The sequence below is a fragment of the Fictibacillus marinisediminis genome (genome assembly GCF_023149135.1).
GTDB classification, from domain to species: domain Bacteria; phylum Bacillota; class Bacilli; order Bacillales; family Fictibacillaceae; genus Fictibacillus_C; species Fictibacillus_C marinisediminis.
The window spans coordinates 2943510-2958923 of record NZ_JAIWJX010000002.1; the positions used below are offsets into that span (position 1 = coordinate 2943510).

General features: G+C 44.1%; 12 protein-coding genes. 1 reads left to right on the top strand and 11 read right to left on the bottom strand.

The annotated features are described in order from the left end of the window. Positions 1–91: 91 nt before the first annotated feature. The 3 genes from icd to LCY76_RS15690 form a co-directional block, all read right to left on the bottom strand. Entirely contained in the window at positions 92–1360 is a 1269-nt protein-coding gene (gene icd / locus LCY76_RS15680; protein WP_248253388.1) for an NADP-dependent isocitrate dehydrogenase, read from the bottom strand. 98 nt (positions 1361–1458) lie between these two features. Continuing rightward, the gene (gene citZ, locus LCY76_RS15685; protein WP_248253389.1) at positions 1459–2574 is read right to left on the bottom strand and encodes a citrate synthase; all 1116 of its coding nucleotides are present in this window, start codon (positions 2572–2574) and stop codon (positions 1459–1461) included. Positions 2575–2763: 189 nt separating this feature from the next. Next, positions 2764–3222, bottom strand: a complete 459-nt coding sequence (locus LCY76_RS15690; protein WP_248253390.1) for a DUF441 domain-containing protein — start codon at positions 3220–3222, stop codon at positions 2764–2766. A 53-nt stretch (positions 3223–3275) separates the two neighbouring features. Between LCY76_RS15690 and ytvI the strand changes: the two genes are divergently transcribed. Next, positions 3276–4388, top strand: coding sequence for a sporulation integral membrane protein YtvI (ytvI, locus tag LCY76_RS15695; RefSeq protein WP_248253391.1), 1113 nt, complete (start codon positions 3276–3278; stop codon positions 4386–4388). Between the two features lie 211 nt (positions 4389–4599). Here the strand turns inward: ytvI and LCY76_RS15700 are convergent, their stop codons facing one another. The 8 genes from LCY76_RS15700 to LCY76_RS15735 form a co-directional block, all read right to left on the bottom strand. Then, positions 4600–4995 carry an FxsA family protein gene (locus LCY76_RS15700; RefSeq protein WP_053357586.1) on the bottom strand — a complete coding sequence of 132 codons (396 nt, stop codon included), beginning with the start codon at positions 4993–4995 and terminating at the stop codon, positions 4600–4602. Positions 4996–5101: 106 nt separating this feature from the next. Beyond that, positions 5102–6853, bottom strand: a complete 1752-nt coding sequence (pyk, locus tag LCY76_RS15705; RefSeq protein WP_248253392.1) for a pyruvate kinase — start codon at positions 6851–6853, stop codon at positions 5102–5104. Between the two features lie 49 nt (positions 6854–6902). Then, positions 6903–7862 (bottom strand): 6-phosphofructokinase, encoded by a 960-nt coding sequence (gene pfkA, locus LCY76_RS15710; RefSeq protein ID WP_248253393.1) that lies wholly within the window; start codon positions 7860–7862, stop codon positions 6903–6905. 116 nt (positions 7863–7978) lie between these two features. Beyond that, the gene (locus LCY76_RS15715) at positions 7979–8956 is read right to left on the bottom strand and encodes an acetyl-CoA carboxylase carboxyltransferase subunit alpha (RefSeq protein WP_248253394.1); all 978 of its coding nucleotides are present in this window, start codon (positions 8954–8956) and stop codon (positions 7979–7981) included. Between the two features lie 2 nt (positions 8957–8958). Continuing rightward, the gene (accD, locus tag LCY76_RS15720; protein ID WP_248253395.1) at positions 8959–9813 is read right to left on the bottom strand and encodes an acetyl-CoA carboxylase, carboxyltransferase subunit beta; all 855 of its coding nucleotides are present in this window, start codon (positions 9811–9813) and stop codon (positions 8959–8961) included. Positions 9814–9843: 30 nt separating this feature from the next. After that, positions 9844–10473, bottom strand: a complete 630-nt coding sequence (locus LCY76_RS15725; RefSeq protein WP_248253396.1) for a FadR/GntR family transcriptional regulator — start codon at positions 10471–10473, stop codon at positions 9844–9846. Positions 10474–10498: 25 nt separating this feature from the next. Beyond that, positions 10499–11737, bottom strand: coding sequence for an NADP-dependent malic enzyme (ystJ, locus tag LCY76_RS15730; RefSeq protein WP_248253397.1), 1239 nt, complete (start codon positions 11735–11737; stop codon positions 10499–10501). Between the two features lie 169 nt (positions 11738–11906). Then, the gene (locus LCY76_RS15735; protein WP_248253398.1) at positions 11907–15299 is read right to left on the bottom strand and encodes a DNA polymerase III subunit alpha; all 3393 of its coding nucleotides are present in this window, start codon (positions 15297–15299) and stop codon (positions 11907–11909) included. Between the last annotated feature and the right edge of the window lie 115 nt (positions 15300–15414).

The window sequence follows — 15414 nt, forward strand, 5'->3', positions numbered from 1 at the left end:
AAGCGCTCATTTTTTGGTTTGACAAGCGCTGGAGCTACACTTGACTTCCGTGATTTAAACAGTGGCCCCGGCGAGCCGGGGCCATTTTTTATTACATGTTGCTGATGAGTTCGTCAGCAAACTCAGAACATTTCACTTCTGTAGCGCCGTCCATCAAACGAGCGAAATCATAAGTGACTACTTTGCCGGCAATCGCTTTTTCCATAGCATTTGTAATGAGTTTAGCTGCTTCCTGCCATCCAAGGTGTTCAAGCATTAATACACCTGAAAGGATAACAGAAGAAGGGTTAACTTTATCCAAGCCCGCATATTTAGGAGCTGTACCATGTGTTGCTTCAAAGATCGCATGTCCAGTTTCATAGTTGATGTTTGCTCCAGGAGCAATTCCGATTCCGCCTACTTGTGCAGCAAGTGCATCAGAAATGTAGTCTCCGTTAAGGTTCATTGTCGCTACAACATCGAACTCTGCAGGACGAGTAAGGATCTGTTGAAGGAAGATATCAGCAATAGAATCTTTTACGATAATTTTGCCAGCAGCTTCTGCTTCAGCTTGTGCTTTATTCGCAGCATCTTTTCCTTGCTCTTCAACAATGCGGTCATATTGAGCCCAAGTGAATACTTTATCGCCGAATTCTTGTTCAGCAAGCTCGTAGCCCCAGTTTTTGAAAGCACCTTCTGTAAATTTCATGATGTTTCCTTTGTGGACAAGTGTTAAGCTCTTGCGTCCTTCGCTGATTGCATACTGAAGGGCAGCACGAACAAGACGTTTTGTCCCTTCAGAAGAAACCGGCTTAATTCCGATACCTGAAGTTTCAGGGAAACGGATTTTCTTTACTCCCATTTCTTCCTGGAGGAAAGAGATAACCTTCTTCACTTCATCAGAACCGCTCGCATATTCAATTCCAGCATAGATATCTTCTGTATTTTCACGGAAGATGACCATGTCTGTATCTTCCGGACGCTTAACAGGTGAAGGTACACCTTGGAAATAACGAACCGGGCGAAGACAAGTGAATAAGTCCAGCTCCTGGCGAAGCGCCACGTTTAATGAACGGATACCTCCGCCAACCGGCGTTGTAAGAGGTCCTTTAATTGCGATTATGTAATCGCGGATCACATCAAGTGTTTCTGACGGAAGCCATTCACCAGTTTCGTTGAATGCCTTTTCTCCGGCAAGAACTTCTTTCCAGACGATTTTCTTTTCGCCATTGTATGCTTTGTTTACTGCTGCTTCAAGAACACGTGATGCTGCCGCCCAAATATCAGGGCCAGTCCCATCTCCCTCAATAAAAGGAATAATTGGCTGGTTAGGTACATTTAATACCCCGTTATCTACTGTAATACGCTCTCCATTTGACATGTTGCTCGTCCTCCTATCTAAAATCTCTTACTTTTCTATCCTACTAAAATAACTTTCAAAAGAGAAGAGTAACCCCTCTTCTCTTTTCTTTTTAAGAATTAGCGTTCAGAAAGCGGTGTGTACTTTTGCATGGATGGTCCGGTATAATCTGCACGCGGACGAATCAGGCGGTTATTCTCATATTGTTCAAGAATGTGGGCAATCCAGCCGGATACACGGCTCACCGCAAAAATCGGTGTGAAAATATCGTGAGGGATGCCAAGGCTGTGGTATACGCTTGCAGAATAGAAGTCTACATTCGGAAGAAGTCCTTTTTCTTCTTTCAGCAGTTCTTCTAATTTCACAGACATATTATACCATTTTTCTTCGCCTGTTGTTGTTGTCAGCTGTTTGCTCATTTCACGAAGATGTTTCGCGCGAGGGTCCCCGCTCTTATATACACGGTGCCCAAAGCCCATGATCTTTTGTTTGTTATCGATCGCATTTCTTAAGTAGCTTTCCACGTTCTCTTCACTATTGATTTCGCTGAGCATTTTCATAACTTGCTCGTTTGCTCCTCCGTGAAGAGGTCCTTTTAAGGCACTGATTGCTGCAGTAACACCAGAATACATGTCAGATAATGTAGCGACCGCAACACGTGCTGTAAATGTTGAAGCATTTAGCTCATGGTCGGCATGAAGAACCAAAGCCTTGTTAAACGCTTCCACTGCAACTTCGTCTGGCTCATTGCCAGTAAGCATGTATAGGAAGTTTGCCGCGAGACCGAGATCCTTGCGCGGAGCAACCGGTTCTTTTCCTTCACGGATCCTTGCAAACGCTGTAACAACTGTTGAAATCTGCGCTTGAAGTTTTACCGCTTTTTTGTAATTTCCTTCGGTAGACATATCCTCAGCATCTTCATCATACATTCCAAGCATGGAAACCGCTGTACGAAGAATGGCCATTGGATGTACACCTTTTAAAGGAAGCGATTTCAAATGCTGGATTAAATCATCAGATACAGCGGCTTGCTCAGCAAGCTCTGCTTTGAATTGATTAAGTTCCTTTTCATTAGGAAGTTTTCCATTCCACAATAAATATACTACTTCCTCAAATGTTGCGTGGTCTGCTAAGTCATCAATACTGAACCCTCTGTATGTCAGTACATCATCAATGATTGAGCTGACAGATGAGGTTGTGGCTACTACACCTTCTAATCCTCTTGTTGCTGTCATGGTTATCTCTCCCTTTCTAAATTCTCTTTCTCCTTTAATAGAAAAGCACAAAACCAAAAAACTCTTATAAGTAAGAGCTTACATTTCTAGCGTATAAAGAAATGTAGACTATTTAAAGGAATTGGAACATATAAGTCAATTATAAACAATAAACAGGGCTTTGTGAATGGAAATGCCTTTTTTCGTTGTTTACGCACTGAAAAATTCGACAACTTTCATTGCCATATACGCAATTCCTGCCCCGATTAATGGGCCTACAGCAACTCCGTTTAAGAAAGCAACAGCAAGAATGGTGCCGAAAACAAGAGCTGCTGTTATATGCGGATCATCTTGAAGAAGGGTGATCCCTTTTGATGCGATGATGGCTACAAAAATTCCTGAAAGCAAGGCAATCCACGCAAAGGAGGACTTCAAAGCTTCCTGAAGCTGCTTAAATCCGATGTCACCTGTAGCGATCGGAATCAAAACAGCAATCGTGATGATCGTAACGCCCCAATTGATGCCTTTCTGCTGGATCAGCGGAAAGACCTTTTCTCCAATGCCTGTAAATTTAAGGACAAGCAGTACAGAGAGAGCAATAATCAAGGACTGATTTTTCGCTATGATTCCAATGGCCAGCAAGATGACCAAAAATAATGTTGACTGCATGATGGGTAGCCCTTCTTTCTATTTTGCTAGTGACCGGAACGGATGGTGAAGATATGAACAATGAGTATTTGCACCGAATTCTGCGCTTCTTCCTCATAGTATGTTTATTTTCCATTGTCTTACTTGCCTGTTTTTTTCTTTCCAAAGTGACGTACCCTTTTATCCTTGGTGGAATCATCGCCATGTCGATCAATCCATTCGTTAACTTTTTAGAAGAAAAGGGTAAAATGCACCGGGGATTTGCCGTTTTTACAGCTCTTCTGCTTCTTATTGCCGCACTGGCAGGAGCGGTTTTGCTCCTGATGCGAGAAATTTTTTCAGGTTTCGCCTACTTGGCACATGTTCTTCCTGATTACAGTAAAACGCTGGTACAATACATGGAAATCTATTTCAAAAATAAAATCCTGCCGCTTTATAATGACATCAACCGCATGTTTAACAATCTCGACAACGGCCACCAGCATACAATCATGAAAAATATCGATGCAGTCGGAACCCACATTACTACAACAGTCAGCAACCTGGCGCAGGATACCGTCAACCTGATTTCTGCTGTTCTTGTCAGTCTTCCAAGCCTTGTTTCCGTGCTAATATTTTCAATTCTCGCTGCTTTTTTTATTTGCAAAGACTGGTATCGTTTTTCCGGATATCTCCGAAAGATTTCTTCCGATAAGTGGATAGCGAGTACCCGAACCGTCTATATCGAGCTCCGCAAAGCACTGTTTGGTTTTGCGAAAGCTCAATTGACGCTCATTTCCATTACAGCCTTTATCGTATTAATTGGCCTATTGCTTCTTCGGATAGAATATGCCATTACGATTGCTTTGTTAATTGGTGCGGTGGACCTGCTGCCCTATTTAGGAACAGGAGCGGTATTCATGCCCTGGATCGCCTATACTTTTGTTTCCGGCAATTACCCGTTAACCGTCGGGCTTTCCGTCCTCTATAGCGTGCTCATCATCCAGCGGCAGCTGACTGAACCAAAAATCCTTTCCTCGACCATAGGGCTCGATCCTCTTGCCACACTCATTGTTCTGTTTGTCGGGTTCCAATGGTTCGGGTTCCTCGGCCTTCTGATTGGACCAGCCTTCCTTGTTATCATCCGTGCCCTCCACCAGGCTCAGTTCTTTCATGAAGTGTATTATTTTATTAAAGGGAAGAGCTGAATTCGTTGAATGATTCAAAATGGAAGTAGTTTACCATAATCATGTTTTGGCGGGTAAATGGGTGATTTTAGCGGGTAAATATTTATTTTGGCGTGTATTTCATTCGTTTCGGCGGGTAAATCACTCATTTCCGTGGGTATTCTACTATACCCCTCCCAGAACCCCGCCTTATTCCCCCCAAAAAGAAGAGAGCCTCCGAATGGATGCTCTTTTATCGTTTCCAATAGAAATTATACTGTCCGGACTTAATTTTCCGCTGAAAATAACGCAATAGCTGAACTTTGGCTATAGATCGGGTCGGCGGAAAAAGCAGCAGGAAGCCGAAAATGTCAGAGATGAACCCTGGGGTGAACAAAAATACGCCTCCCGCAAGGATACAGATCCCGTCAATCAGTACGGTGCCTGGCACCTGGCCGTTTTGCAGCTGGCTCTGTGCATTTCTGAGAGCGTTCAGCCCCTCTCTCTTGGCCAGCCATGCTCCTAAAAGGCCTGTGAAAATGATTAATGCTACGGTAGGAATCGGGCCGATCAGATTCCCTACCCACACCAATATTCCTATTTCAGCGGCGGGTATGATCAGCAGCAATACAAATAAGATCCTGAACATAAAAATTGCTCCTTTTAGAAAGGTTTCCATTTTGAAAATCAACAATATGCTTTAACAAAGCCTAAGAAAAAAGAGAAGGCTGGACACCTTCTCTTTTTATTATAAATTATAGAACGTTTTTATGCCCGTCGTAGATATCGCCTTTAGAAGCGTCAACTGTGATTTCCTGTCCGTCTTTTAGAAGCTTTGTAGCGTCTTGAAGGCCCACAATAACTGGTTTGCCCAGGCTGATGCCGACTACTGCTGCATGGCTGGTCAAACCGCCTTCTTCAGTAATGATCGCCGCAGCTTTTTCTATTGCTGGCATCATTTCGCGGTCTGTTCCGATGGTTACCAGGATGTCGCCTTCGTTAACGTTTGAAGCTTCTTCCGTATTTCGTGCAATAACCACCTTACCAGTTGCAGATTGCTGTCCGATGCCTTGTCCCTTCGCAAGTACATCACCGATAACGTGAACTTTCAGAAGGTTGGTCGAACCTGTTTTGCCTACAGGAACTCCAGCCGTAATTACGACTAAATTTCCATGTTCAACCAGGTTGCTTTCAAGTGAAGAATCGATTGCAATCTGGAACATTTCATCCGTAGTATTGGCTTTCTTCCCTTTAACAGGGTGTACTCCCCATACGAGTGATAGCTTTCTCATTACATCTTCATGGCTTGTCACCGCGATAAGAGGTGCCTTAGGGCGGTATTTAGAGATCATGCGCGCTGTCATTCCGCGTTCAGTCGCAGTGATCACCGCATCTGCTTCAAGATTTAAAGCTGTAAAGGAAACCGATTGAGAAATGGCATCGGTGATCGTTGTTTTGCTTTCCTTGCTGCGCTGAGACAGGATGTTTCGATAATCCAATGCAGATTCTGCACGTTTAGCAATCTTATGCATCGTTTGCACCGCTTCAACAGGATACGTTCCTGCAGCTGTTTCACCAGAAAGCATGATCGCATCTGTACCGTCAAAGATTGCGTTAGCCACATCGCTTGCTTCTGCACGTGTCGGACGAGGGTTGCGCTGCATGGAATCAAGCATTTGGGTTGCTGTGATGACAGGTTTCCCTAGTTCATTGCATTTTTTGATCAGCATTTTTTGTACAAGAGGCACTTCCTCAGCAGGAATCTCTACGCCTAAGTCACCGCGGGCAACCATCAAGCCGTCAGATACTGCCAGAATCTCATCAATATTTTCGACACCTTCTTGGTTTTCGATCTTAGGGATGATTTGAATACTTTGTGCATTGTGTTTTTCAAGGATCTCACGGATCTCTAGAACATCTGTTGCACGGCGTACAAAGGAAGCAGCGATGAAATCAATTCCCTGCTCGATACCAAACTCAATGTCCTTAGCATCCTTTTCTGTAATACCCGGAAGCTTCACGCTTACGTTTGGAACGTTTACGCCTTTTTTATTTTTTAAAGTTCCGCTGTTCAAAATCTTTGTCGTTATTTCTTTGGAACCAACGTGTGTAACTTCAAGCTCAATCAAGCCATCGTCAAGAAGGATTTTAGAGCCGACATGAACATCATCAACAAGTCCCGGGTAGGTTACAGAAATCTTCTGGCTTGTCCCCATTACTTCTTCCATAGAAATAACAAGCTCTTCACCTGACTGAAGTTCCGCAACTCCGCCTTCAAGTGTTTGTGTACGGATTTCCGGGCCTTTTGTATCTAAAAGAATCGCAACAGTCTTACCAAGCTTGGCAGACGCTTCTCTAATATTTTTGATACGCGCCCCATGTTCTTCAAAATCTCCGTGGGAAAAGTTTAGACGAGCCACATTCATACCTGTTTCAATGAGCTGTGTTAACTTCTCCACACTTTCACTTGCAGGTCCGATGGTACAGACTATTTTTGTTTTACGCATGGGTCTTCCTCCTGTATTTTGCACTTCATAAAACATGCATTTAGTTAAATTAGATAGATAGTTCTTGAGACAGACGATACATGCCTTGGTCGATCTGGTGTTTGCTTGCCAATACTTCTGTAATGTCATGATCTACCAAATCATTTTTTTGCACACCAACTGTTCGCCCAGCTTTTCCTTCGAGCAGCAATTCAACAGCTCTGGCGCCCAGACGGCTTGCAAGCACGCGGTCAAATGCCGTAGGAGATCCTCCGCGCTGGATGTGCCCCAACACAGTAACCCGTGTCTCAAGGTTTGTTTTTTCTTCGATTTGCTTGCCAATCTCAACGCCGCTGCACACACCTTCAGCCACAATGATAATACTGTGCTTCTTGCCGCGTTCAATTCCAAGTTTCAATCGATTAATAATTTGTTCCATTTCATGCTTTTCTTCAGGTATAAGAATGGATTCTGCGCCATCGGCAAGACCAGCCCATAAAGCAAGGTCCCCCGCGTCACGCCCCATCACTTCAATAACATAGGTTCTGTCATGAGAAGTTGCAGTATCACGAATTTTATCAATCGCTTCAATGATCGTGTTTAAAGCAGTATCAAATCCTATGGTAAAATCGGTGCCCGGAATATCGTTGTCAATCGTACCAGGAAGTCCAATCGTAGGAAAACCGTGTTCAGTGAGTTTCTTTGCTCCTTGGAACGATCCGTCTCCTCCGATCACAACAAGGCCTTCAATACCATATTTTTTCAGCTGTTCAATCCCTTTAGCTTGTCCTTCAGGTGTTTTGAACTCTTCACATCGTGCGGTACGAAGCATCGTGCCTCCTCTGTGAATGATATCCCCAACAGAACCAACTTCAAGCTTTGTAATGTTACCAGCGATTAATCCTGCATAACCATTGTATATGCCATAAACTTCAAGATCATGAAAAATCCCCTTTCGAACTACAGCACGAATGGCAGCGTTCATACCTGGTGAATCTCCTCCACTTGTAAGAACCCCAATTCGCTTCATCTAGTTTCCACCTCTCAAGTATTCTCATCTTATTAAAATATCATGTTCAAAACTTCAGCACAATAGACAACAAAAGACAAAAAATGCGCTCTCTCGCTAGGGAGAAAGCACATTCCTTATTTCATCGCAATGGAACCGTTTACAAACGTAAATTGTCCCATTTTTTTGTATTTTTCATATCGCTGTTCAACAAGCTCTTCTTCTGACATTTTTTGGAGGTCGGCGAGTGATTGCTGCAAAACAGCATCGATGCGCCTTGCCTGTTCAGCGGAATCATGATGGGCGCCGCCTTTAACTTCTTCGATCACTTCGTCGATTACACCAAGTTTCTTTAGATCAGGAGCTGTAATTTTCATAGACTCTGCAGCCAATTTTGCTTTTGTAGAATCTTTCCAAAGGATTGAAGCGGCTCCTTCTGGAGAAATAACGGAGTACCAGGAGTTTTCCAGCATATGAACGTGATTCCCTACTCCAAGGGCTAAGGCCCCGCCGCTGGCTCCTTCACCGATGATGATGCAGATGATCGGTACAGTAAGCCCTGCCATCTCTATAAGGTTCCTTGCGATCGCTTCGCTCTGTCCTCTTTCTTCAGCCGACTTCCCGGGAAATGCTCCTTTCGTATCAAGAAGGCAAATGACCGGGCGGGAAAACTTTTCAGCCTGTTTCATCAATCGAAGAGCTTTGCGGTAACCTTCCGGATGCGGCATCCCAAAGTTTCTTCGGATGTTTTCTTTCGTATCTCTTCCGCGCTGCTGTCCGATCACCGTTACCGGCTGGCCATGGAACATTCCGATACCGCCGACAATGGCTTCATCTTCACCAAACAGACGGTCCCCATGAAGCTCAATAAAGTCTGTAAACAGGGAAGGGATGTAGTCTAGTGTTGTTGGACGCTCAGGATGGCGGGCAACTAGTACACGGTCCCATGGAGTCATATTCTCATACGTATCATTTTGAAGAGCGCTCAGCCTCTCTTCCAAAGAGCTGATTTCATCAGTTAAATCGATGCCTTTTTCCTGCATGAATGACTTTAACTCAGCGATTTTCTTTTTAAGCTCTGTGATAGGACGTTCGAATTCTAATTCTCCGACCATGTCTATTCCCTCCTTCCTGAATGAATTTTTAATACTGTAGTCAATGTATCCTTCATTTCGTCTCTTGGAATAACTTTATCAAGCTGTCCATGCTTAAGCAAGAACTCTGATGTCTGGAAATCTTCTGGCAAATCTTCACGAATGGTCTGTTCGATGACCCTGCGGCCGGCAAAACCGATCAATGCCTTAGGCTCTGCAAAATTATAATCTCCAACCGATGCAAAGCTTGCGGAAACGCCGCCGGTAGTCGGGTGCGTCATGACCGATATAAATAACAGTCCGCGGTCGCTCAGCTTTTTAAGTGCCACACTTGTTTTGGCCATCTGCATTAAGCTAAGAATTCCTTCCTGCATCCTGGCTCCTCCGGAGGCAGTGAAAATAAGAAACGGAATCTCTTTTTCAATGGCTTGTTCGATCGCTCGTGAAATTTTTTCTCCAACGACCGATCCCATGCTGCCCATCCTGAAGCGTGAATCCATGACAGCGATAACGGCCGGAAAGCTGTTAATCGTGCCGTCACCTGTAACAACAGCTTCGTTTATCTTTGTTTTTTTTCTGTCATTGTCTAATTTTTCAAGATAACCCGGAAATTCAAGCGGGTTTTCTGAGACCATATCCTGATCGTATTCTGTAAAGCTGCCTTCATCTACAAGGCTTCCAATTCTCTCATAAGAGGACATTGGATAATGATAGTTGCAGGATTGGCATACGAGCAGATTCTTTTTCAGCTCTTTTGTGTACATAATGTGTTTGCATTCAGGACACATGGTCATGAGTCCCTCAGGCACATCCTGTTTCATTTTTTCGGTTGGAATTGTGGCATATTTCTTCTTCTTGGCGAAAAAATCCTTTAACAAAATAACACCACCTATATTATAAACTTAATGTCACAATTCACTAGACATTAGCTGAATGATTTTCTTGCTGTCCCCGTTTTTTAAATGCTCCACAATCTGTGAGCATTCCCCTGAATCAAGAAGAAATGTATTCCCATGCAGCGATGAACCATAACCCGACAATTCAATCCAGAGCCTGTAAAGCAAATGATTATCGCATAATTTAATCACAGTATCCTTAAATTGATAAGAAAGTTGCTGAAGTTGATCGGGATGATCCGCTTCGTTTATTTGGTGAAGCAAATCATTCAGGCTTTCAACATCTGCATCATTGATTCGTTGTACAGCAAGTTCTATACAATCACGGATGATAATCGATTTTGTTTCTAAGAGATCCTGCTTCGCTTTTTTGTCGTGCAAAATAAACGAAGCAAGAACCTCTACAAGCCGGTGGCCTGTAGCGGGCTTTATGAACGTGCCCTCTCCCCTTCTCGTTTCAATCAGTCCAAGAAGCTCCAAAGACCTTAAGGCTTCTCTTACGGAAGACCGTCCAACATGCAGACGGTCTGTGAGTTCACGTTCTGACGGCAGCTTGTCACCGGCCTGAAGGTTATCTTCTTCAATAATCGTTTTAATCTTCTTTATGATCTCAACATAGACTTTTTCAGATGTGCCTGACAACTGTCCAGCCTCCCCTGAGAACCCTTTATTCTTTTCCAATCAATGAAAGCCGCATCGTTTTTTCAGCAATTTTCTCAGGATCTACTTTAATCCGTGCAACTCCTGTTTCCATAGCTGCTTTGGCAACGGCTGCTGCAACAGCAGGCGCAACACGCGGATCGAATGGAGCCGGAATCACATAGTCCGGATTTAATTCACTTTCGGCCACAAGATTAGCAATCGCGTTAACCGCGGCAATCTTCATTTCTTCGTTTATGTGTGTTGCTCTTACGTCAAGAGCACCCCGGAAAATCCCTGGAAAGGCTAGCACGTTATTAACCTGGTTAGGAAAATCGGAACGACCTGTACCAATGACCATCGCGCCTGCTGCTCTGGCGTTCTGCGGCATAATTTCCGGATTCGGATTAGCCATCGCAAAAATGATCGGGTTCTCATTCATGGAACGGATCATCTCTTCAGTCAATGCTCCCTCAACGGATACTCCGATGAATAGATCGGTTCCGGCAATAACCTCTTTAAGTGAACCTTCTTTTTTGGAACGATTAGTAAATTTGGCCACTTCGCTTTTTACACTGTTCATTCCAAAAGGACGGCCTTCATAGATCGCACCTTTAGTATCACACATCACGATGTCTTTTACACCGAAACGGTCCAGCAGCTTAATAATAGCGATACCTGCAGCTCCGGCGCCGTTAACGACAACTTTAATCTCTGACATCGAACGATTAGAGAGTTTAAGAGCGTTAACGAGACCTGCCAATGTAACGATCGCTGTACCATGCTGATCATCATGGAAGATCGGAATATTGGTCTCTTTTTTCAGACGTTCTTCCACAAGAAAGCAGTTAGGGGCCGCGATATCTTCCAGGTTTACACCGCCGAATGTAGGCTCAAGAAGCTTTACAGTCTCAACAATTTTATCCACATCTGTTGTGTTCAGACAAATCGGAAACGCATCTACGCCCGCAAAGCTTTTGAAAAGAACTGCTTTTCCTTCCATGACCGGCAATGCTGCTTCCGGTCCGATATTTCCCAGTCCGAGAACAGCTGTACCATCAGAAACTACAGCAACAGTATTGCCCTTCATCGTATATTCATAGACCTTGGACTTGTCATCATAGATATCTTTGCACGGCTCTGCCACTCCCGGAGAGTAAGCAAGACTCAAATCCTTTGCATTTCTGACAGGAACTTTAGGAGTAGATTCCAGCTTTCCTTTGTTCACTCTGTGCATATGCAGGGCTTCTTCTCGTAAAATAGACATCATTTCATCTCCTAATTTTATTAAGTTAAGTAATATCAAATGGTTTGGTGAAGCAATGTCCTTAATCGGCAATGTGTGCTTATATCCATCATAAAACAATCTAATTGGTGGTCAGACCACCATTCATTGACTTATTTATTATAACAGATGCATGCAGGCTGTAAAGACATTACTTCCCTTTTAAAACCACGTTTTCAGCCCCAATAAGCTCTTTAATTTTCGAGAGAAGCTCTGTGGTGGGGGCAATCAATTGGGATAGCTTTACGCTTTTGCGGTCCTGTTCATAATACAGAATGACTTCCGCATTTCCATGGCTGGAACGCAGAAGATCCTTAAGATGATTCAAGCGGGTGGAAGACGGATTCTCTTGTATTTTTAAATACAGCACTTGCTGCTGTTCTTGAACTTCTTCCCGTTCATTGAGGGAGGAAAGCAGACCCGCTTTATTAAGCAGTACCTGCCATGCTCCTTCCTTCTCCTCAAGAGTACCTTCAACTAGCAGAAATTCACCTTTCTGCAAAAGGTCGTGATAGGCTTTGTAAACCTTAGGAAAGGCGACAAATTCTATTTCTCCAGACTCATCGCTTCCCGATAAGAAAGCCATCAGTTCGCCTTTTTTCGTCTTAATGGTTCTTGCTTTCGTCACCATGATGCCTAAACGCACTGCGGATTTGGCATTTTGACTTAGTGCCTGCCCGATCGAAACGGCACTGAATCTGCCAAGGACAGGCTTATATTTTTTCAGAGGATGGCCGGATAGATAAAACCCGAGCGCCTCTTGTTCAAACTTCAAGCGTTCTGTCTCTTGAAAAGGAGGAACTTCCACATATTCCGGCTTTCTGATGCTGTCCTGTTCTTCAAAAAGCTGAAATTGATTTTCTTCACGATAAGCCTGCACTTTATCGCCATACTCTATCGCCCGGTCCAAAGAGGCGAGAAGACAAGCTCTATCCTGTCCAAAATCGTCAAGCGCTCCCGCGAAGATCAACGATTCGAGCGTGCGCTTGTTTACAGCCTTGGCAGGAGAAAAGGCACAAACATCGAACAAATCGTAAAACGGATGCTGTTCCCTTGCGGCAATAACATGTTTAATTGCTTGATAACCGGCGTTTTTTATGCACAACAGACCAAATCTAACACAATCTCCTTCAACAGTAAAATGGAGAAAACTGCTAATAATCGAAGGAGGCTTTACCGTGATGCTTTTCTCTGCACATTCTTTAATGTATTGTTCAATTTTTTCAGGATTGCCGGTGACGCTTGATAATAGAGCGGCCATAAAGTAGAGCGGGTAATTGGCTTTTAGATAAGCAAGCTGGTAGGCGATGACACTGTATGCTGCAGCGTGGCTTCTATTAAACCCGTAATCCGCAAATCGGACGATTAAGTCATAGAGGCCATTCGCGGTATGCTCATCATGTCCTTTTGTTAGACAGCCCCGCACAAAGTGCTCCCGTTCCCGATCGAGTACATCCCGCTTTTTTTTACTTACCGCTCGCCTCAGAAGGTCAGCTTCACCAAGGGAGAAACCTGCCATTTCCGAAGCAATTTTCATGATCTGTTCTTGATAAACGATAACCCCGTAAGTGGGTTTCAGGATCGGTTCAAGGTCGGGATGGCGGTACTCCACACTGCGCTGCTTATGTTTTCCGGCAATATAATCCGGGATGTTCTGCATCGGACCCGGCCTGTAAAGCGCATTTACTGCCACGATGTCTTCAAATTCTGTCGGCTTTAATTGCTGAAGCACCCTTCTCATTCCGTCTGATTCCAGCTGGAAAATGCCAGTCGTATCTCCTTTGCTCAGCATTTCAAATGTAGAGGAATCATTAAAAGGTATTTCACTAAGATTGATCTTTCTTCCTGTTCCTTTCTGTACCAGCGAGCATATTTCTTCCAGCAAGGTAAGATTTCTCAGTCCAAGAAAATCCATCTTCAGCAGTCCGATCTCTTCAAGCCATTCCATGCTGAATTGAGTCAGAGGAATCCCTTCATTTCCAGCCTGCAAAGGAGTGTATTCGGTTAACGGGCGGCCGCTGATAATAACGCCCGCCGCATGGGTGGAAGCATGACGGGGCAGCCCTTCGAGCGTGCCTGCAACTTCAAGGAGTTTTTGGACATGCGGTGATTCTTTTAACAGCTTCTGCAGTCCGAATGATTCCTCTGCTGCCCTTGACAGGGTCATCCCTGGACGAGAAGGAATCTGCCTGGATACCGAATCCACCAAGTTTCCCGGCAAATTAAGCACTCTTGCTGTATCACGGATCGCTGCTTTTGCCGCGAGTGTCCCAAACGTAATAATCTGTGCTACACGCTCATTCCCATACTTTTCTTTTACATATTGAAGCACTTCATCTCTTCTGATGTCCGGAAAATCAATATCGATATCGGGCATCGTGACCCTTTCAGGATTTAAAAACCGTTCAAACAGGAGATCATGCTTAATCGGGTCAACGTCCGTAATACGCAGTACATAAGCTACGAGCGACCCTGCTGCTGATCCCCGCCCCGGTCCGGTTATCATTCCTGATTCATGGGCAAATTTCATAAAATCCCAGACGATTAAAAAGTAATCATCGAACTTCATCTTATGGATAATGTCCAGTTCATAATTGAGCCGTTGAAGTACCTTTTTATTTGTCTCACCGTATCGTACTGCTGCCCCCTGCAGACAAAGTTCTCTCAAATATACTGAAGAATCAGTGCCTTCAGGAAGAGGAAACTCGGGAATCAGCTGCTGGCCGAACGACAATTCCACATTACAGTCGGCAGCAATCTTCGCGGTTGCGTCGATGGCACCAGCCAGATGATTAAACCGCCGTTCCATTTCCTCAGAAGAGATCAAATAGAACTCCTCCGTCGGCAGAACTTCCCGCTCTGGTTCATTGAGCTTTTGCCCGTTCTTGATGCAGAGCAGGACTTCGTGTGATTCGGCTTCTTCTGGATGGATGTAGAATGTTTCATGAGTGGCTGCGAGAAGAATATTTTCTTCTTTCGATAAATGTTCAATCTCAAAATTTATATTTTTTTCTTTTCCTGTTCCATGGTCCTCTACCCCTAGATAAAAATGAGGGCCAAACCAATTCCGGTATAGCCGGCAAGCCTCTTTCGCCCTTTCTTCTTCTCCCCTTGCGATAAACTGCTGAATTTCCCCTTCTGCTCCGGAAGAAATGGCCAGAAGCCCGCCATTATGGCCCTTCAGCACGTCTTTTTGCAATGAGGGCACCGCAGACGTTTCTTGCATGAGTTTCGTGCTGATCTTCAATAAGTTCTGATATCCTTCATTATTTCTGGCATAAAGCAGGAGCTTGCCGATCTCCGGTTTTTGCCGTTTGTCAAACACTGGGCTGAGCAGGAGATTTACCTCAAGCCCAATGATCGGTTTGATGCCCTGCTTCATACATTCTCTATAAAAAGGGATAACCCCGTACATGTTCAGCTTATCCGTTATGGCAAGAGCACGGAATCCAAGTTCCTTTGCCCGATGAATAAGCGGCTTCAGCCGGCAGGAACTTTCAAGCAAACTGTATTCTGTATGTATATGCAACGGAACAAATGTCATTGCACCACTTCCTAACATCTCATTTACTTCTTATTATAATACATCATCCCAACGTATAGAAAACAAGCATATTCCCTTCAGAGTGTCCATAAAAATAATACAAAAGGGAGGATGG

What these genes read in the sequence shown, in the direction of transcription:
- icd (WP_248253388.1), bottom strand. Translation starts at nt 1,360, where the DNA reads ATGTCAAATGGAGAGCGTATTACAGTAGATAACGGGGTATTAAATGTA.
- citZ (WP_248253389.1), bottom strand. Translation starts at nt 2,574, where the DNA reads ATGACAGCAACAAGAGGATTAGAAGGTGTAGTAGCCACAACCTCATCT.
- LCY76_RS15690 (WP_248253390.1), bottom strand. Translation starts at nt 3,222, where the DNA reads ATGCAGTCAACATTATTTTTGGTCATCTTGCTGGCCATTGGAATCATA.
- ytvI (WP_248253391.1), top strand. Translation starts at nt 3,276, where the DNA reads ATGAACAATGAGTATTTGCACCGAATTCTGCGCTTCTTCCTCATAGTA.
- LCY76_RS15700 (WP_053357586.1), bottom strand. Translation starts at nt 4,995, where the DNA reads ATGTTCAGGATCTTATTTGTATTGCTGCTGATCATACCCGCCGCTGAA.
- pyk (WP_248253392.1), bottom strand. Translation starts at nt 6,853, where the DNA reads ATGCGTAAAACAAAAATAGTCTGTACCATCGGACCTGCAAGTGAAAGT.
- pfkA (WP_248253393.1), bottom strand. Translation starts at nt 7,862, where the DNA reads ATGAAGCGAATTGGGGTTCTTACAAGTGGAGGAGATTCACCAGGTATG.
- LCY76_RS15715 (WP_248253394.1), bottom strand. Translation starts at nt 8,956, where the DNA reads ATGGTCGGAGAATTAGAATTCGAACGTCCTATCACAGAGCTTAAAAAG.
- ystJ (WP_248253397.1), bottom strand. Translation starts at nt 11,737, where the DNA reads ATGTCTATTTTACGAGAAGAAGCCCTGCATATGCACAGAGTGAACAAA.
- LCY76_RS15735 (WP_248253398.1), bottom strand. Translation starts at nt 15,299, where the DNA reads ATGACATTTGTTCCGTTGCATATACATACAGAATACAGTTTGCTTGAA.